The following is a 17,461-nucleotide window of genomic DNA, read 5'->3' as shown; positions in this document are numbered from 1 at the left end:
GCAAATTTAATAATATAAATCATCTGTTCTGAGATTAAGAAAACGCTGTGTCGCAAAATAGGTGCTAATTAATGAAATAAGTACACCTAAAACAAAAACGCCAACGAAAAGGATGCTTAATATCATAATGTCCTGTAAAAGATTTAATTCCGGGAAATTCATATTTACATAATAAAGTACAGTACCCAGGGCTATCAGTGCTAATAAGGAACCCAGCATTCCTAATTTAATGTTTGTCCAAATAAATGGCCTTCTGATAAACCTTTTTGTAGCACCCACCATTTGCATAGTTTTAATAATAAACCTTTTAGAATATATAGATAAGCGGATTGAACTATTAATTAATAAAACGGCGATTAGTGTAAAAACAGCGCTTGCTACCAATATCCAGAAACTGATTCGTTTTACATTTTCCGTAAGCAAAGCAATAAGTGGCCTATCATAGCTTACTTCTTCCACATAGTCCCTTTTGGCTATTTCTTCTGCAATTTCCGCTACTTGATTTGTTGATACAAAATCTGCTTTTAAAGTAACATCAATTGAATTTTTAAGAGGATTATAACCCAAAAAATCCAGGAAGTTTTCACCAATTTCGGCACTGTGCACTTCAGCGGCTTCTTCTTTGGAGACATATTCTGCAGATTTGGTATAATCTGCCATTACCAGGCTTTTCTGTAATTGATCTACCTCAACTTCTTTGGCATTGTCTTTTAAGAAAACGGATATTTTTATTTGTTCTTTAAAATGATCCGCCAACTTTTTGGTATTTAGCACTAATAGGCCTAAAACACCTAATAAAAATAATACAAGCCCAATACTCAAAACCACCGAAAAGTAGGAAGAGATCAACTTGCGTTTTTGATAGAGTTCAAAAGATTTGCTCATAGCGGGATATGAATACGTAAAAATAGGAAAGTAAATTGAATAAACTTATTTTTGCGCGGTATCGGTTATAAACAAAAATTATGAGCTATAATTTTAGGGAGATTGAGGCCAAATGGCAAAGATATTGGGCGGAAAAAAGCACATTCAAAGCAATTGATGGTTCTGAGAAGGAGAAGTATTACGTATTGGATATGTTTCCCTACCCATCAGGTGCCGGACTTCATGTAGGACACCCTTTGGGTTATATTGCCAGCGATATTTATGCCCGATATAAAAGACATAAGGGATTTAATGTGTTGCATCCCATGGGATATGATTCTTTTGGTCTGCCTGCAGAACAATATGCCATACAGACCGGACAGCACCCATCTGTTACTACAGAGACCAATATAGCGAGATACAGAGAGCAATTGGATAAACTGGGATTCTCTTTTGACTGGAATAGGGAAGTCCGCACCTCTGACCCGAAATATTACAAGTGGACGCAATGGATATTTATTCAGCTTTTTAATTCCTGGTATGACAAAAGCAAGGATAAAGCAGAAGAAATAGAGCAGCTTATAGAGATTTTTAAGAAAGAGGGGAATGTGAATATCAAGGCAGCTTGTGACGAAGACACCCCTGTATTTACTGCTGCAGAATGGAATAAACTGAATGAAAAAAAGCAGGAAGAACTGTTATTGAAGTACAGATTAACTTATTTAGCAGACACGGTGGTTAACTGGTGTCCTGCTCTGGGAACAGTACTTGCTAATGACGAGATAGTTAATGGTGTTTCCGAGCGTGGAGGACATCCGGTTGTAAGGAAAAAAATGACCCAATGGAGCATGCGTATTACTGCATATGCACAGCGACTCATCGATGATTTACAAAAAGTTGATTGGCCTCAGTCTTTGAAAGATGCCCAGGCAAATTGGATTGGTAGGTCCGTGGGAGCTTCAGTTACATTCAATACTATGCCTTCCGTAGACAACCAAAGTTCCTATCCTATTGAGGTTTTCACAACACGTCCGGATACGATTTTTGGTGTAAGTTTCATGACTCTCGCTCCGGAACACGAGTTGGTGTCGAAAATTACTACACAGGAACAAAAAGAGGAAGTTGAAAGCTATGTTCAAATCACTTCCAAAAGATCCGAACGAGATAGGCTGGCAGATGTTAAGAGTATCACGGGTGCATTTACAGGTGCATATGCCGAACACCCTTTTACAGGGGAATCAATACCAATATGGATCGGGGATTATGTTTTAGCGGGTTATGGTACCGGAGCCGTAATGTCCGTTCCAGCCGGAGACCAGCGCGATTATGATTTTGCAAAACATTTTAATATTCCTGTTCCAAACATATTTGAAGGTATTGATATTTCTGAGGAGGCCTTTGCAAATAAAGAATTAACTGTAATTACTAATTCCGGGTTTTTAAACGGATTGGATTTTAAGGAAGCTACCAAAAAAGTGATTTCCGAACTAGAAAAAATTGGCAGCGGACAAGGGAAAGTAAATTACCGCCTTAGAGATGCTGTTTTTAGTCGCCAGCGTTATTGGGGAGAACCTTTTCCGGTTTATTATGTTGATGGAATCCCAAAAATGATTAGCGAGGAAAATCTACCCTTAACATTACCGGAAGTTGAAAAATATTTACCTACAGATACTGGAGAACCCCCTTTAGGGAATGCTTCGGTTTGGTCCTGGGATATAAAACAATGTAAAGTTGTAGATAATAATTTAATAGATAACAAGACTGTTTTTCCCTTAGAACTTAATACTATGCCCGGATGGGCAGGAAGTTCCCAATATTTTAACCGGTACATGGACCCGGAAAACAATAAGGAAATCTTCTCACAGGAAGCAATTAACTACTGGCAACAGGTAAATCTCTATATAGGGGGTGTTGAACATGCCACCGGACATCTGTTATACTCCCGTTTTTGGCAGAAATTTATGTTTGATAAGGGATTGGTTCCTTATGAAGAATATGCCAGAAAATTAATAAATCAGGGGATGATCCTTGGAACCAGCGCCTTTGTTTATAGAGAAGAAGGTACGAATAAGTTGATTTCCAAAGGATTGATAAATGGACTTAAAGTTACTCCATTACATGCCGATGTTTCTTTAGTTAGCTCATCTGATGAATTGGATATTGCGGCATTCCAAAAATGGAGACCTGAGTTCAAGGATGCCGAATTTGTTTTGGAGAACGGAAAGTATATTGTTGGACGAGAAGTTGAAAAAATGTCCAAGTCCAAATATAATGTGGTGAACCCTGATGAAATATGCGAAGAATTTGGTGCAGATGCACTGCGCATGTATGAAATGTTTCTTGGGCCGCTTGAACAGGCTAAACCATGGAATACTGCAGGTATCTCAGGGGTATATGCTTTTCTGAAAAAACTATGGAGGCTATATCATTCTGGTTCAGAGGGTAGTTTTCATGTTTCAGAAGAGTTGCCTGCTAAAGAAGCACTAAAAACACTTCATAAAACAATAAAGAAAGTGGAGGAGGATATAGAGCAATTTTCTTTCAATACTTCGGTAGCAACCTTTATGATTTGTGTAAATGAACTTTCCGCGCAAAAGTGCAGCAATAAATCTATTCTGGAGCCCCTCGCAATTTTGGTTTCGCCATATGCCCCCCATATTGCTGAAGAACTTTGGGAAAAACTAGGACATAAAGAATCTATTTCAACGGAGCCATTTCCAAAATTTGAAGCTGATTATCTTATAGAAAACAGCAAAGAATATCCGATTTCATTTAACGGTAAAATGCGTTTCACGATTGAGCTTCCTTTGGATATGGGAAAAGAAGAAATAGAATCAGCCGTTCTGGCTCATGAAAAAACAAAGGCTCAACTTCAGGGGCGTACCCCTAAAAAAGTAATTGTGGTTCCCGGCAAAATTGTAAATATCGTAGGTTAATTCTTGTCCATCATTCAAAATAGCCAAAATTTCCGTCTTGAAGTATTACGAGATTAAGAGGAGTAATTGTAAGGAATTTTACACGCTGGCATAAAACGATAGTCACCAGCATATTTTGATATAAATTAGAACACACCCCCTCTATTTTAGTAAATAAGCGTTCAAAAAACTAATATTTTAAAAATATACCCCCTCTAAAATAGAGGCTAACCATTAAAAAATGTTATAATTAGGGAATTTACCCTACATTTTATCGATTTTATTTCATTTTCAAGGATTATTGTTACATTTTTGAACTGAACATAAAATTCTATCACAATGATAATAGGGGTACCTAAAGAAATCAAGAACAACGAAAGCAGGGTTGGAATGACCCCCGCCGGAGTATTTGAACTAGTTAAAAACAATCATACAGTTTACATTCAGTCTGGTGCCGGTGAAGGAAGCGGATTTTTTGACGAGGACTATAAACAAGCCGGTGCAATGATATTAGATACTATTGGGCAGGTTTATGCCATGGCTGAAATGATTGTCAAAGTGAAGGAACCCATTGAAGAGGAGTACAATTATATCCAAAAAGGACAGCTGGTTTTTACATATTTTCATTTCGCTTCCAGTGAGTCTTTAACCAGGACCATGATAGATAGCAAAGCAGTGTGCATTGCATATGAAACTGTTGAAGATGAAGATGGAACACTGCCTTTATTAACTCCAATGTCCGAAGTTGCAGGGAGGATGGCAATACAACAAGGTGCAAAATACCTGGAGAAACCCGTCAGAGGAAGGGGGGTTTTATTGGGAGGTGTTCCCGGGGTTGCGCCGGGACGGGTTCTTGTACTTGGGGCCGGGGTTGTTGGAACGCAGGCTGCAAAAATGGCAGCCGGCCTTGGTGCACATGTTACAATTTTGGATGTAAATATGAAGAGGCTTCGATATATAAATGATGTAATGCCCAGCCATGTAGTAACTGAGTTTTCTAATGAATTCAATATAAGAAAGCATATAAAAACGCATGACTTAATTATAGGCGGAGTTCTGTTGAAAGGCTCAAAGGCTCCTAAGCTCATTACCAGAGATATGTTAGGAGACATGCGCAAAGGAACTGTAATTGTTGATGTTGCTGTAGATCAAGGCGGGTGTGTAGAGACAACAAGACCAACTACACATGAAGACCCCATTTATATAATCAATGATGTGGTTCATTATTCCGTAGCTAATATGCCCGGAGCGGTGCCTCATACATCTACCATGGCTCTTACAAATGTTACATTACCATACGTCCTTAAACTTGCAAATTTGGGCTGGGAAATGGCCTGTGAAGTAGATTCTTCTTTGCAGAGAGGCCTGAATATTGTACATGGAGAAGTAGTGTATAAGGAGATTTTGGAAGCTTTTAATTGGAATGAGCTTACAGTTTAAATGTACTTTTTGTCAGTAAATAGACCCCGGCTCAATATTGGCCGGGTTTTTGTTATCTAATATTTACTTTTAAATTAGTAAAAAACGAAATTATGACAATGTATTATATATTACTTGGTGCTATAGCCCTGGTGAGCTGGTTGGTAAGTAACAAGCTAAAAAGCAAATTTAAATATTATTCTAAAGTGCATTTACGCAATGGTATGAGCGGTGCGGAAATTGCCGAACAAATGTTAAGTGACCATGGTATAAGGGATGTCAAAGTAGTCTCGACTGCCGGAATGCTTACGGATCATTATAACCCAAAAACCAAAACTGTTAATCTGAGTGAAGGGGTTTACAACCAACGCAATGCAGCCGCAGCGGCTGTTGCAGCTCACGAATGTGGTCATGCTGTACAGCACGCTCAGGCTTACGAGTGGCTTTCAATACGATCTAAATTAGTTCCTGTGGTCAGTGTTACATCGGGGATGTCTACATGGGTAGTCTTTGGAGGGCTTATACTGGCAGCTTCAACCGAGGGACAAGGAGGTCAGTTCGGTTTTTATATTGCCGTGGCAGGACTTATAATGATGGGGTTTGCCACTTTATTTAGTTTTATTACTCTTCCCGTTGAATATGATGCGAGCAACAGAGCTTTGGCATGGTTAAAAAGGAAGAACATTGTTTCGCAGGAAGAATATAAAGGTTCCGAAGATTCCTTAAAATGGGCGGCGAGAACCTACGTTGTTGCAGCAATTGGATCTCTGGCATCTTTGGTATACTGGGGATTCCAGGTTTTCGGTGGAAGAGATTAGGTTCACTGCTTCAATATTGTTGAATTGTTAAATAGTAATTTGGCGGTCTATCTGCTGATCCAGTGATATGAAGGTCTCTGTTCTCGAAACACCCTCAATCTGCTGAATTTTTTTGTTCAACAAATGCATTAAATGTTCATTGTCTTTGCATAAAACTTTTACAAGGATAGACCAATTGCCTGTTGTATAATGGCATTCCAGCACTTCAGGTATTTTTTCTAATTGTTTAACGGCAACAGGATTACTCATAGCCTTATCCAGGAAAATACCTATGTATGCCATGGTTGTATAACCCAAAACTTTTGGGTTCACAATAAACTTGGATCCGGCAATAAGACCTGACTTTTCGAGTTTTCGCAGTCTTTGGTGAATTGCAGCACCGGAAATCCCAATATTTCTCGCAATTTCCAGTATTGGTTTTCTGGCATCCTGCATTAAGTACCTTAGGATTTTTTTATCAATCCCATCAATTTTTATATTTTCATTACCTGATTTCATGAACTGGCTTGCATTTAATATCTAAATATACCAAAAATAGTTTCAAATATTAACCCGCTACGGAATCAGGATTATAACCCAAATAGGGTTTTTTATACTCCTTAAAAACTACGCCATAGGTTGCCAGCTCCTCTAAGATAGGCTCATACACTTCCTTTAAAATAGGAATTTGGACTCCCGGAGTTGTAATTTTTTTATTCAATATCAGTAAGGTAGCAATAGCCACCGGTAAGCCAACTGTTTTGGCCATTGCCGTATGGGTATGATTTTCACCGATCACCACCATATTTGCATCAAGTTGTTGTTTTTTCCCATCTAATTCATATCCGAACTTATGATACATGACAATCATATCTTTATCGTCATGCTCCATCGTCCAGCTGTCTTCCAATATTTTTTGCAGCATTTGCGCGGGAGTAGCATTTTTTATGTGGATAGTTTTTTTTGAATCGAAAAGGCTTAATTCCAGCAGTTTTTCCCACATAATATCATCCTGATCTATTTTGAGATAATGCCTTAGTTTAAGTTCAACCGAGTCGGTTGGTGAATAGGGTAAAAAAAGATTGGTAAATTCCCGGTAGGACATTCCATCAGAATTTTCTATAGTATAGCTATCATCCGTCATGCCCAGTTGAACGAACATGTTCCAGGCTTTGGAGAAACCAACACGTCGCATAGTGCCTCTGTAGAGAGTTAGTGCTTTCTCTAAGCCATAAGCTTCCCTGTATTTCAAAGAATCTCTGTTAGCATATGCTTCAAAGGTCCCATAACCTTCAATCTTCATAAATTCTGTTCTCCTGAATAGTTTATGATAAGGAATATATTTGTATGTGCCCTCCTGTATAAATTTAGCGGCTCCACCTTGACCGGCAATAACAACATTTCTGGGATTCCATGTAAATTTATAATTCCACAGGTTAGTATCACTCTCCGGAGCAACCAGGCCGCCGGTAAACGATTCAAACAATAACATTTTGCCTCCTTTGTCCCTGATTTTGTTTATAAACTGCATTGCACTCATATGATCAATGCCCGGGTCCAGGCCAATTTCATTCATAAATACCAAACCATTTTTTTTGGCAGAAGCGTCTAATTTTTTAATTTCTTCACTTACATATGAGGCAGTAACCATATGTTTTTTTAAGCGAATACAATCTTCAGCAACTTTTATGTGAAAACGGGCCGGGAGCATGGAAATGACAATATCTGAGTTTTTAATAGCCATATCCCTTTCATCATCCTCAAAAATATCTAACCTAATAACTTTGCATGAAGGATTGTTTTTTATTTCATCAGGAACTATTCCGGGATTCAGATCTCCTATAGTTAAAAATAGATTTTCCGAATCTGCTTTTTCCAGCAAGTAATCCAACAAATAGGAGGTGGATTTGCCTGCCCCAATGACTAATATTTTTCGTGACATTTAACTTATTTTCTATACAAACTATTGCGAGGACTAAGGTATCAAATTGTTACATTTACAAGAAATATGGCCATTTAAGTTATGAACAAAACAATTTTCTGTACGGGGGTTTTCTTTGCTGTTTTGGCGGTAATACTGGGTGCATTTGCGGCTCATGGCCTGGATGACCTAATCACTGCAAGCGAAAAAGAGACTTTTAAGACCGGGGTTACGTATCAAATGTATCACGCGCTATTACTACTTATTCTTGGAAGTATAAAAAGTATTCCAGGCAAAGAAAAAAAAGTGGTGTTTTATTTTATTGTTTCGGGGATTATTTTTTTCTCATTTTCAATCTATTTCCTCGCTACGAATAGTCTTACCGGCTTTGATTTTAAAACAATAGGCATTATAACCCCAATCGGGGGCCTGCTATTGATTATTGGCTGGATACTTTTAGGGTATCAGGCATGTAAAAAATTTAAATAACCCGGATTCATCAAATTACTGATTGGCTTGGAAATCAGAAGGTTTTAGCAATAAATACTTAAAATTTAGCCGGGGCCGGGGGGGATATAATTTTGTTTTGGGCTACCCTGCCTTTGTACTCATTAAACATCAAGCCAGCCAAGTTATCAGGCCGGGTGTGCCACATGCTATTACTACCAGTTAAAAAGGTCTCAGTAAATGAGACCTTTTTAATTTAGTTTTTATTTTTTGTTGACACTGGTAATATACTTCTGTAAAGCCATAGTCATGGAAGGTGTTTCCGGAGTAGGGGCCTGGATATCTATTCGCAGGCCAGCATCCGTTGCCGCAACCACAGTTGAATTTCCAAAGACCGCAATCCTCGTGTCTTTTTGCTCGAAGTCCGGAAAATTTTTAAGCAATGATTCTATTCCGGAGGGACTAAAAAATACGAGAACATCATAGTAGACATTTCTTAAATCAGAAAGATCACTTATAACCGTTTTATAAAAAATACCTCGATCCCAATTCACTCCAAGTTCATTCAATGTATTGGGGATGCTAGGTTTTAATACATCAGAAGAAGGCAGTAAATAGGATTCTTCTTTATATTTTTTAAACAAGTGCAGTAATTCACTAAAATTTCTTTTACCTACATAAATTTTACGTTTCCTGTAAACAACATATTTCTGAAGATAATAAGCCACTGCCTCAGATTGGCAAAAGTATTTCATGGTATCGGGTACCTTAAAACGCATTTCTTCCGCTATTCTAAAAAAATGGTCAACAGAATTCCTGCTGGTAAGGATTATAGCCGTATAATTTTTAAGATCTATCTTTTGCTGCCTTACAATCTTGGCTTCTACCCCTTCAACATGTATAAATGGCCTAAAGTCTACCTTTACTTTTTCCTTTTCAATTAACCTTAGGTATGGAGAATTTTCCATTTTTGGTTCTGGTTGTGATACCAAAATCGTTTTTATCTTCATATACCTTGATCTTTTAGATAATTTGCGATGATTACAAAGGGTGCAATTTCGAGTGCGCAAAGGTACAAAATAAAATAGAAAAAGTAACCGGAGATTATTTTTTGATAATTTTTTATAATTGTTATCCAACCAATAATATTTACAACTACAACCAGGAATATGCTGACAAATACAACTATTTTAGAGTCCTTAAACACATAAGTAAGGACAATATTTGCCGCTAACATGATGATACTGCTGAAGTTAAGGTAGGATAGTTTTTTAAAAATGAATTCGGATATTATTTTATTATTATTAAAGATAAAACCACTACCCAGTTGGAGTAATATTTTCCCAAATAAAAATAAAACCAGAAACCCCAGAATAATTGAAAAAACTAAAAAATACAGGTCACTATTTGAATTAGACAAAATATTTGAAGCGTAGTAAATAAAAAGTGAAAAATTTAGTAACTGGAATAGTGTAAAAAAAATGTTGAACCAGTTTATTAGTTTATCCTTTTTATTATACATAAAAATATACTTGTTATTAAAAGGAAGAATCATAAAATTCAGGAACCTGTTATAAAACAAATTCTTTGCAATTACTATACAGAGAATGCTGGAAAAGATAATGATCGTTATCCAGTTTATGTTATGAATTACTCTTTGAACAGGTTCCATTAAGGCAATTTAACGTTTTCCCCGTTTATACCCCAATAAAGTCCGTTTTCAGAAATGCTAATCTTAAAAAAGTAGGCATCATTAATTTTAGGTTCTGGCATTAAAATTTTAAAGCTGGTTGTATCTTTAGATTTCAGTATACTCATATTTTCATGGGAGGGCCTTGCTTCAGATTTTTGTACTTCTCTGAAGTTTTTGTATTTGTTAAGAAAAACTACTCCAAATTCTAATTTGGAGATTTCTATATCGGTTGCGTATGGATTGTATATTTTAAAGTCTAAATATTTGTTTTCCAGCAACTCAACAGGCTCGTCAATAATGGTTCTCAACTTTCGAAAAGATTCAAAATCATCTATATAGATGCCATAGTGCTTATCACCTTTTGCATCGTAATAAGAAATGTCACCCTCATCCATAAACCTTGAGATATAAATGACCTTTTGTCCCTGAACAAGGTTTTCCGACTCGTCTAAAGTAAACTGGTTTTGCCTGTACCTGATATTATTGAGTGAATAGGAGGTATTGCCGGAATAGAAGGAATACATTGGTGCTTTCGTATAGGAATTTTCAAATATTACAGGAATTGATCCTACTTGTGAGCTAATTTCATTTACCCAATCTTTATTTCCATGTGTTTCATAGACAATTGGAAAAAGAGGGGGGTAAATCAACCCTATTCTAAGGAACATTAAAATTACAATGTTTGCCATCCCCAGGATATAAATCCATTTTCGGGTAACCCTATCCTTGAGTATTTGATTGTATACAACTACGATCATGGGTATGCAAATAACAATTAACCATTGTGTTTGTACACGTCTGTTAAAACTGGAAATAAAAAAGAAAGCAATTATTCCATAGATTAAAAACAGAAGAGCTTTATTGAATTTATCATTATTATTTGTTTTTAATAAGGCTCTGTATATCCATGGAAACGTTAATCCGAATATTACCATGAGGTTGATAAAAAACCCCACCGTAAAATCCCCAAATTCATAAGCCCTGTTTGGCCTTTCGAACAAGTGGTACTTAATAGAAATAAAGTCATTATTAATAAGCCATATAAAATGGGGTGTATAACATATCAGTGAAACCAGTACAGAAAGCCAGGCATATTTGTTAAAGACAAGGCGCAGATTAGATGCCAGCACAAATAGTATGACCAGGACAGCATGGTACTTGCTGTACATTAAAGCAGCCATAGCAAGTCCCAAAATAATTGATATCCCTATGGAAGGCGACTTTAAAAATTTCTTGTAAAACAATAAGAATAAAGCAGTAAAAAAAAGTAAAGGTGTATCGGGAAGTGTTAGGAAGCCATAGGCATGGATAAGGGTCATTGAGAAAATCAACACAAAATAATGGCGTATATATTTATTCTTTTCTTTGTTATCAAATAAAAACCAGAGAGCAATATAAGTGCCTGCAGAAAATAGAGTACTTATAAATCTAACTCCAAGCTCTCCACTAAAAAAAAGGCTGCTTATCTTTATCATCAAAGCAACCATAGGCGGATGATCAAAGTAGCCCCATGCCATGTTCTGTGCGTAATACCAATAGTAGGCTTCGTCAAATATCAGCTCAGTAAAATAAGCCTGTAATAGGTTTAGTATAAAAATTAATACCAATAAGTAAAGGAAAATTCTGGGTAGTTTGAGTTTCATTCCGGTTGCCTATTCGGTTCAAAATTACAAATAATAGCACTAATTAATTCCTTTAAAGAAACGATAAAATTACTTTCGTATTTTCTGCCAGACCTTTTAAAGTAGTATTTTTGTTGAAATTGCCAAAAACCAAATGTCAGATAGCCTAGTAATAATTCCAACGTTTAATGAAATTGAAAATATTGAGGCTATCATCCATGAGGTTTTTCAACTTAAAAAGGAATTTGATATCCTTATAGTGGATGACAATTCACCCGATGGTACAGCCAATAAGGTCATTGAATTACAAAAGAAATATCCCTTGCGGTTATTTCTTGAAGTAAGAAAAGAGAAATCTGGTTTGGGAACTGCCTATATTCATGGATTTAAGTGGGCATTGGCAAGAAAATACGAATATATTTTTGAAATGGATGCCGATTTTTCACACAGGCCTTCAGACCTGCAAAGATTATACCGGGCCTGTATAAATGGGGCAGATTTGGCAATTGGATCGCGCTATAAGAAAGGAGTAAATGTGGTTAACTGGCCACTTTATAGAGTCTTGTTGTCCTATGGCGCTTCTTTTTATGTAAAATTAATTACAGGCATGCGAGTTCATGACCCTACAGCAGGCTTTGTCTGTTATAAAAGGAAAGTTTTAGAGGCTATAAACCTTGATACCGTAAAATTTGTTGGATACGCTTTTCAGATAGAAATGAAATTTAGAGCATACCTCAAAAAATTTAAAATTGAAGAAGTCTCCATCATTTTTACAGATCGCGAGAAAGGGAAGTCCAAGATGAGTTCTTCAATTATCTGGGAAGCCGTATTTGGAGTTATCAATATGAAATTTAGAAGTTTATTTACCAAAATTTAAGTTATGGGTAAAACACTCATTAAAAATGCTGTAATCATAAATGAAGGGTTAAGATTTGAGTCAGATATTTTAATTCAAGATGAGATTATCGCAAAAATCGGGAGTAATCTTTCTTCAAAAAACGCAGAAATTCTTGACGCAGGCGGGAAGATTGTTTTACCGGGAATAATAGATGATCAGGTGCATTTTAGAGAGCCCGGGCTTACACACAAAGGGGATATAGAGTCAGAGAGCAGGGCTGCAATTGCAGGTGGAATAACTTCTTATATGGAGCAACCCAATACGAAGCCACAAACAACTACTATTGAAAAACTGGAGCAAAAATTTGAAATAGCTTCAAAGAAATCATATGCCAATTATTCCTTTTTGTTCGGTGGCACCAATGATAATCTGGAGGAAATAAAAAAACTTGATAGGTATGCCTGTTCAGGCATAAAGTTATTTCTGGGGTCTTCTACAGGAAATATGCTGGTGGATGATGAGGAAGTTCTTGAAAAAATATTTAAGAATACAGAACTGGTAATTTCTGTCCATTGCGAAGATGAAAAGACCGTCAGAGAAAACACACAGAAATATAAGGCGATATATGGCGATGATATACCCGTGGAATACCATCCTTTAATTCGAAGTGAGCAAGCTTGTTACCTTTCTTCATCCCGTGCAATTGCCCTTGCAGAGAAAACAGGGGCCAGATTACACGTTTTCCATGTTTCTACCGGAAAAGAAACAGCGCTTTTCAGGAATGACATTCCTTTAGAACAAAAAAAGATTACAGCAGAAGTATGCATTCATCATCTATGGTTTTCCGATAAGGATTATTCAGAGAAGGGAACGTTAATTAAATGGAACCCTGCTGTTAAAACCTCTGCAGACAGAGATAAATTATGGCAGGCTCTGCTGGATGATAGAATTGATGTTGTGGCCACAGACCATGCACCACATACCTTAGAAGAAAAACATAACTCTTATATGAATGCACCCTCCGGAGGTCCTCTTGTGCAGCATGCATTAGCTGCTATGCTGGAGAAAACACTGGACGGAATTATTACTATAGATAAAGTGGTTGAAAAAATGTGCCATAATCCCGCAAAGCTATTTCAAATTGCAAAACGAGGGTTTATAAAAGAGGGTTATTATGCAGATTTGGCTATAGTAGATATGAACTCACCATGGACTGTTGCTAAAAACAATATTTTATATAAATGCGCATGGTCGCCCTTTGATAGTACAAGATTTAGAACAAAAGTCACACAAACTTTTGTAAATGGGCATTTAGCCTATAATAATGGAGAATTTTCGAGTTTCAGAAATGCTAAAAGACTCACTTTTGACAGATAGTTATGCGTAATATTTTCTTATTAATAGTATTTATTGGTACTCTTTTCTCATGTGGAGAGGAGGTCGTAGAAAAGCCTGTTAATCTAATTTCCAAAGACAAAATGATCGATATTCTTTATGATTTGGCCATTATAAATGCAGCTAAGTCTTCGGGGCCCAAGGTTATGGAAAATATGAATTTTGAGCCCATGGATTATATTTATAATAAATATCAAGTTGATAGTGTACAGTTTGTAACCAGTGATTTATATTATGCCTCCTTGCCTTTAGAATATGAGGATATTTATAAGAAATTGGAAAACAGGATTACCGATGAAAAAGAACGTTTTGTCAAATTGGGTGAACGTAAAAAAGACAGCTTAATTGAAATTCAGGAGGAGGAATGAGCCTCCATATACTTTACACATGCATAGTCCACACATGCTTTTATCGGTTCATATTCCATGTTAAGTGCTTCCTGTACTTTTAAATTATCATAAACCTGTGGGTAGCGCAAAGATCTTAGCCCTTGTTTTGTTAATTTCCTTTTTCCGGAGATAAACAATTTTAAAACCCAGTCTATTCTCCAGAAAAATTCTAACTGCCAAAATTTCAATCGAATTTTAGGAGCGGGCCTGTTAAAGCCGTGAGAGATTTTCTCTAAAATACTTTTAAAAGACAAATTTTCCGCCACTGCAATAAAACGTTCATTTTTGATAGGCGAATCCATAAGCTGAACCATTATTTTAACCACATCACCCACTGAAATAAATCCGGTGCCTCCCGGGAAGTAATAGCGCATTCCCCTGGCAACCGATTGAAAAAGTAATCCACTGCCACTTTTCCAATATCCCGGACCAAGGATAACACCAGGATTAACAATTACCATGGAGAGCCCTTCTTGCGCACCCCTCCAGACTTCCATTTCTGCAAAATGTTTTGAAGATGCATAGACATTTGAAAATGCATCATTCCATTCACTTTCTTCATTGATCATTTGGCCTGTTGCAGACTTTCCCAAAGCTCCTATGGAACTTACATAACACAATTTCCTGATCTTCCTGGCAATACTTAGGTTTACAATATTTTCTGTACCCCTTTTATTTATTTTTTGTAATGAATTGAAATCATTTGGATCAAACGAAATAAAGGCTGCACAATGATAGACCGAAGTAACATCTTCAAAGGCCAATTCAAGCGCCGGGATATCATTAATATCAGCTTCTATCCATTGAATTTGCCTAAAAAGTGCTGCGGGATTTTCTTCATAAAAAGAGAATACCTCTTTAACCCTCTGTATATTGCTATTTTTTCGATGAATAGCTTTAACAGAAGCACCTTGCCTGAGCAAATGAAATAAAAGATGAGAACCTACCAGACCGGTTCCTCCCGTAACTAAAATCATGCTGCTAAATTACTCATTTCGGTTGGATATATTTGTTCAATAAGTTAAGCTGCTGGCTATTTCTATTATATTTGCAGCAACTATTTTAAGAGACTGTAAAATGATTTCAAACTTTGTTTCGGAACTAAAATGGCGGGGAATGGTACACGATGCTATGCCCGGAACCGAAGAACATTTACTTACCGGGATGCAATCTGCCTATGTAGGGATAGATCCAACTGCAAATTCGCTTCATATTGGCCATTTGGTGAGTGTAATGATGCTTAGGCACTTTCAGCTTGCCGGCCACAAACCTTATGCGCTGATTGGAGGGGCTACAGGTATGATAGGTGATCCTTCCGGTAAATCGGCGGAGAGAAATTTATTAGATGAAACTACGCTTCGATTGAATCAGGAATCGATAAAGGAACAATTGTCGCGTTTTCTGGATTTTGATAGCCAGGCAGAAAATTCTGCGGTTTTGGTTAACAATTATGATTGGATGAAAGACTTTACTTTCCTGGATTTTATTCGTGATGTTGGGAAACATATTACGGTAAATTATATGATGGCCAAAGAATCTGTCAGGAAGAGACTGTCGCCAGATGAAAAGGAGGGTATGTCTTTTACGGAATTTACATATCAGCTGGTTCAGGGGTATGATTTTTTATATCTGTTTCAGAATTATAATTGTACACTACAGATGGGAGGGAGTGACCAGTGGGGTAATATAACTACAGGCACGGAGCTTATTCGGAGGATTGGAGGGGGTAAAGGATATGCACTGACCTGCCCGCTTATTACCAAAGCCGATGGAACTAAATTTGGAAAAACAGAAGGTGGAAATATATGGTTAGACGCCCATAGAACTTCGCCCTATAAATTTTATCAGTATTGGCTGAATACATCGGATGAGGATGCTGAAAAATACATTAAAATCTTTACATTTCTGTCTAAAGATGAAATAGACAATTTGATTATTGAGCATTCCAGGACACCGCATTTTAGAATACTGCAAAAACGCCTTGCAGAAGAAATATCGATTTTGGTTCATTCCAGGGAAGAATTTGAAAAAGCGTTGATTGCAAGTTCTATTCTTTTTGGAAATTCAACTTCTGCAGATCTTATGGGTTTAGACGAAAACACTTTTTTAGATATCTTCGAGGGCGTCCCTAAAGCCGAGATTCTCAGATCTGAATTAGATAACGGATTGGACATGATTGCAGCATTGGCGGCTAAAACAGGATTTTTAGGTTCTAATGGGGAGGCACGGAGAGAACTGAAACAAAATTCAATCTCTGTTAACAAGGAAAAAGTAAAAGAAGATTATCTGATCTCGGAAGCAGATTTGATTAACGATAAATATGTTTTACTCCAGCGAGGTAAAAAGAATTATTTTATACTGGTTTTAAAGTAATAAATTGGGAATATAAATGAATGATATTGATTTTTTTGACTTAAGTGCGGTGCTACTTTTGACTTTTACTCTATTCCTTATCATTTTCATTCGCTTTTTGATAGTCTCAGGAGTATATCACTATACGTTTTTCATTTTATTCAGAAAAAAATTTGACAAGAGGATATTGGATCATACACCCTTAAAGAAAAAGCAATTATTTAAGGAATTGTACTGGTCAGCGATAAGCGGGTTGATTTTTGCATTTTTTGCTATAGCGATTTATTTATTGTGGTCTATGGGCTATACAGCGATCTACCTCGATATTAATGATTATCCATTATGGTATTTACCAATTGGAGTATTCATAACTTTATTCATTCAGGATACTTATTATTATTGGATTCACCGTTGGATGCACAAACCCTCTGTTTACAGGTACATTCACAAGATTCATCATAAAAGTGTGCATACTTCCGTATTTACTGCCTTCTCCTTTCATCCTTTTGAAACAGTGTTGCAGGCTATTATACTTCCACTTATAGTTTTGTTTATACCATTGCATTTTTATGCTTTTTTGTTTACCCTGCTAATTATGACTATTTCAGCTACAATTAATCATGCAGGAGTTGAGATATATCCATCGGGAAAATATGGAAAATGGTTTGGGAAATGGGTAATTGGCGCTAGTCATCACGACAAGCATCACAGAAAGTTCAATTATAATTTTGGATTATATTTCACATTCTGGGATAAATGGATGGGTACCGAAAGCCCGAAACGTATTATGAAATGATTTATATATAATT

Annotated in this window: 16 protein-coding genes; 9 read left to right on the top strand and 7 right to left on the bottom strand. The window is 36.6% G+C overall.

Translation table 11 applies throughout. The annotated features are described in order from the left end of the window. Positions 1 to 6: 6 nt before the first annotated feature. A complete protein-coding gene (locus tag G504_RS0105260; protein ID WP_019669100.1) occupies positions 7 to 885 on the bottom strand; it encodes a cell division protein FtsX in 879 nt (292 codons plus the stop codon). Between the two features lie 80 nt (positions 886 to 965). Here G504_RS0105260 and leuS point away from each other — a divergent pair, with 80 nt between their 5' ends. From leuS to G504_RS0105245, 3 genes are all read left to right on the top strand, one after another. Then, complete coding sequence (gene leuS / locus G504_RS0105255) at positions 966 to 3,800, top strand: leucine--tRNA ligase (RefSeq protein WP_019669099.1); 2,835 nt, start codon at positions 966 to 968, stop codon at positions 3,798 to 3,800. Between the two features lie 318 nt (positions 3,801 to 4,118). Further along, positions 4,119 to 5,219: an alanine dehydrogenase gene (gene ald / locus G504_RS0105250; RefSeq protein WP_019669098.1), complete on the top strand. Its 1,101-nt coding sequence runs from the start codon at positions 4,119 to 4,121 to the stop codon at positions 5,217 to 5,219. A gap of 92 nt (positions 5,220 to 5,311) precedes the next feature. Beyond that, on the top strand, positions 5,312 to 6,016 hold the full coding sequence (locus G504_RS0105245) for a zinc metallopeptidase (RefSeq protein WP_026348412.1): 705 nt from the start codon (positions 5,312 to 5,314) through the stop codon (positions 6,014 to 6,016). A 27-nt stretch (positions 6,017 to 6,043) separates the two neighbouring features. Here G504_RS0105245 and G504_RS0105240 read toward each other — a convergent pair whose 3' ends face one another. Both G504_RS0105240 and G504_RS0105235 read right to left on the bottom strand, forming a co-directional pair. Then, on the bottom strand, positions 6,044 to 6,514 hold the full coding sequence (locus tag G504_RS0105240) for an Lrp/AsnC ligand binding domain-containing protein (RefSeq protein ID WP_019669096.1): 471 nt from the start codon (positions 6,512 to 6,514) through the stop codon (positions 6,044 to 6,046). Positions 6,515 to 6,563: 49 nt separating this feature from the next. Continuing rightward, positions 6,564 to 7,937 carry a saccharopine dehydrogenase family protein gene (locus G504_RS0105235; RefSeq protein WP_019669095.1) on the bottom strand — a complete coding sequence of 458 codons (1,374 nt, stop codon included), beginning with the start codon at positions 7,935 to 7,937 and terminating at the stop codon, positions 6,564 to 6,566. Positions 7,938 to 8,018: 81 nt separating this feature from the next. On the opposite strand from G504_RS0105235, the gene G504_RS0105230 reads away from it, so the two are divergent. After that, entirely contained in the window at positions 8,019 to 8,405 is a 387-nt protein-coding gene (locus tag G504_RS0105230) for a DUF423 domain-containing protein (RefSeq protein WP_019669094.1), read from the top strand. Between the two features lie 221 nt (positions 8,406 to 8,626). Here G504_RS0105230 and G504_RS0105220 read toward each other — a convergent pair whose 3' ends face one another. Genes G504_RS0105220 through G504_RS0105210 form a run of 3 tightly spaced genes read right to left on the bottom strand, consistent with a single transcriptional unit; the run spans position 8,627 to position 11,699 of the window. Beyond that, positions 8,627 to 9,373 carry a uroporphyrinogen-III synthase gene (locus tag G504_RS0105220; protein ID WP_019669092.1) on the bottom strand — a complete coding sequence of 249 codons (747 nt, stop codon included), beginning with the start codon at positions 9,371 to 9,373 and terminating at the stop codon, positions 8,627 to 8,629. Next, a complete protein-coding gene (locus G504_RS0105215) occupies positions 9,370 to 10,035 on the bottom strand; it encodes a DUF4271 domain-containing protein (RefSeq protein ID WP_019669091.1) in 666 nt (221 codons plus the stop codon). The genes G504_RS0105220 and G504_RS0105215 overlap by 4 nt, the downstream gene beginning before the upstream one ends. Next, positions 10,035 to 11,699 carry an ArnT family glycosyltransferase gene (locus G504_RS0105210; protein ID WP_019669090.1) on the bottom strand — a complete coding sequence of 555 codons (1,665 nt, stop codon included), beginning with the start codon at positions 11,697 to 11,699 and terminating at the stop codon, positions 10,035 to 10,037. Before G504_RS0105210 ends, G504_RS0105215 begins: the two co-directional genes overlap by 1 nt. 133 nt (positions 11,700 to 11,832) lie before the next feature. On the opposite strand from G504_RS0105210, the gene G504_RS0105205 reads away from it, so the two are divergent. From G504_RS0105205 to G504_RS0105195, 3 genes are read left to right on the top strand one after another with little or no spacing between them, the layout of a single operon-like run. Continuing rightward, positions 11,833 to 12,555, top strand: coding sequence for a polyprenol monophosphomannose synthase (locus G504_RS0105205; protein WP_019669089.1), 723 nt, complete (start codon positions 11,833 to 11,835; stop codon positions 12,553 to 12,555). Between the two features lie 3 nt (positions 12,556 to 12,558). Beyond that, positions 12,559 to 13,893 (top strand): dihydroorotase, encoded by a 1,335-nt coding sequence (locus tag G504_RS0105200; protein WP_019669088.1) that lies wholly within the window; start codon positions 12,559 to 12,561, stop codon positions 13,891 to 13,893. A gap of 2 nt (positions 13,894 to 13,895) precedes the next feature. Then, on the top strand, positions 13,896 to 14,279 hold the full coding sequence (locus G504_RS0105195; protein ID WP_019669087.1) for a DUF4296 domain-containing protein: 384 nt from the start codon (positions 13,896 to 13,898) through the stop codon (positions 14,277 to 14,279). On the opposite strand, the gene G504_RS0105190 is transcribed toward G504_RS0105195, so the two are convergent. Next, positions 14,264 to 15,277, bottom strand: coding sequence for an NAD-dependent epimerase/dehydratase family protein (locus G504_RS0105190; protein ID WP_019669086.1), 1,014 nt, complete (start codon positions 15,275 to 15,277; stop codon positions 14,264 to 14,266). The two genes, G504_RS0105195 and G504_RS0105190, sit on opposite strands and share 16 nt — an antisense overlap. A 100-nt stretch (positions 15,278 to 15,377) precedes the next feature. Between G504_RS0105190 and tyrS the strand changes: the two genes are divergently transcribed. Together tyrS and G504_RS0105180 are read left to right on the top strand one after the other, a co-directional pair. Beyond that, entirely contained in the window at positions 15,378 to 16,673 is a 1,296-nt protein-coding gene (gene tyrS / locus G504_RS0105185) for a tyrosine--tRNA ligase (RefSeq protein WP_019669085.1), read from the top strand. A 16-nt stretch (positions 16,674 to 16,689) separates the two neighbouring features. Next, positions 16,690 to 17,448 (top strand): sterol desaturase family protein, encoded by a 759-nt coding sequence (locus G504_RS0105180; protein WP_019669084.1) that lies wholly within the window; start codon positions 16,690 to 16,692, stop codon positions 17,446 to 17,448. Positions 17,449 to 17,461: the final 13 nt, after the last annotated feature.

The sequence above is a fragment of the Eudoraea adriatica DSM 19308 genome (assembly GCF_000382125.1).
GTDB lineage: Bacteria > Bacteroidota > Bacteroidia > Flavobacteriales > Flavobacteriaceae > Eudoraea > Eudoraea adriatica.
Note: the sequence above shows the minus strand (reverse complement) of the source record. Positions and strands in the feature narration are given on the sequence as shown.

What these genes read in the sequence shown, in the direction of transcription:
- G504_RS0105260 (WP_019669100.1), bottom strand. Translation starts at nt 885, where the DNA reads ATGAGCAAATCTTTTGAACTCTATCAAAAACGCAAGTTGATCTCTTCC.
- leuS (WP_019669099.1), top strand. Translation starts at nt 966, where the DNA reads ATGAGCTATAATTTTAGGGAGATTGAGGCCAAATGGCAAAGATATTGG.
- ald (WP_019669098.1), top strand. Translation starts at nt 4,119, where the DNA reads ATGATAATAGGGGTACCTAAAGAAATCAAGAACAACGAAAGCAGGGTT.
- G504_RS0105245 (WP_026348412.1), top strand. Translation starts at nt 5,312, where the DNA reads ATGACAATGTATTATATATTACTTGGTGCTATAGCCCTGGTGAGCTGG.
- G504_RS0105240 (WP_019669096.1), bottom strand. Translation starts at nt 6,514, where the DNA reads ATGAAATCAGGTAATGAAAATATAAAAATTGATGGGATTGATAAAAAA.
- G504_RS0105235 (WP_019669095.1), bottom strand. Translation starts at nt 7,937, where the DNA reads ATGTCACGAAAAATATTAGTCATTGGGGCAGGCAAATCCACCTCCTAT.
- G504_RS0105230 (WP_019669094.1), top strand. Translation starts at nt 8,019, where the DNA reads ATGAACAAAACAATTTTCTGTACGGGGGTTTTCTTTGCTGTTTTGGCG.
- G504_RS0105220 (WP_019669092.1), bottom strand. Translation starts at nt 9,373, where the DNA reads ATGAAGATAAAAACGATTTTGGTATCACAACCAGAACCAAAAATGGAA.
- G504_RS0105215 (WP_019669091.1), bottom strand. Translation starts at nt 10,035, where the DNA reads ATGGAACCTGTTCAAAGAGTAATTCATAACATAAACTGGATAACGATC.
- G504_RS0105210 (WP_019669090.1), bottom strand. Translation starts at nt 11,699, where the DNA reads ATGAAACTCAAACTACCCAGAATTTTCCTTTACTTATTGGTATTAATT.
- G504_RS0105205 (WP_019669089.1), top strand. Translation starts at nt 11,833, where the DNA reads ATGTCAGATAGCCTAGTAATAATTCCAACGTTTAATGAAATTGAAAAT.
- G504_RS0105200 (WP_019669088.1), top strand. Translation starts at nt 12,559, where the DNA reads ATGGGTAAAACACTCATTAAAAATGCTGTAATCATAAATGAAGGGTTA.
- G504_RS0105195 (WP_019669087.1), top strand. Translation starts at nt 13,896, where the DNA reads ATGCGTAATATTTTCTTATTAATAGTATTTATTGGTACTCTTTTCTCA.
- G504_RS0105190 (WP_019669086.1), bottom strand. Translation starts at nt 15,277, where the DNA reads ATGATTTTAGTTACGGGAGGAACCGGTCTGGTAGGTTCTCATCTTTTA.
- tyrS (WP_019669085.1), top strand. Translation starts at nt 15,378, where the DNA reads ATGATTTCAAACTTTGTTTCGGAACTAAAATGGCGGGGAATGGTACAC.
- G504_RS0105180 (WP_019669084.1), top strand. Translation starts at nt 16,690, where the DNA reads ATGAATGATATTGATTTTTTTGACTTAAGTGCGGTGCTACTTTTGACT.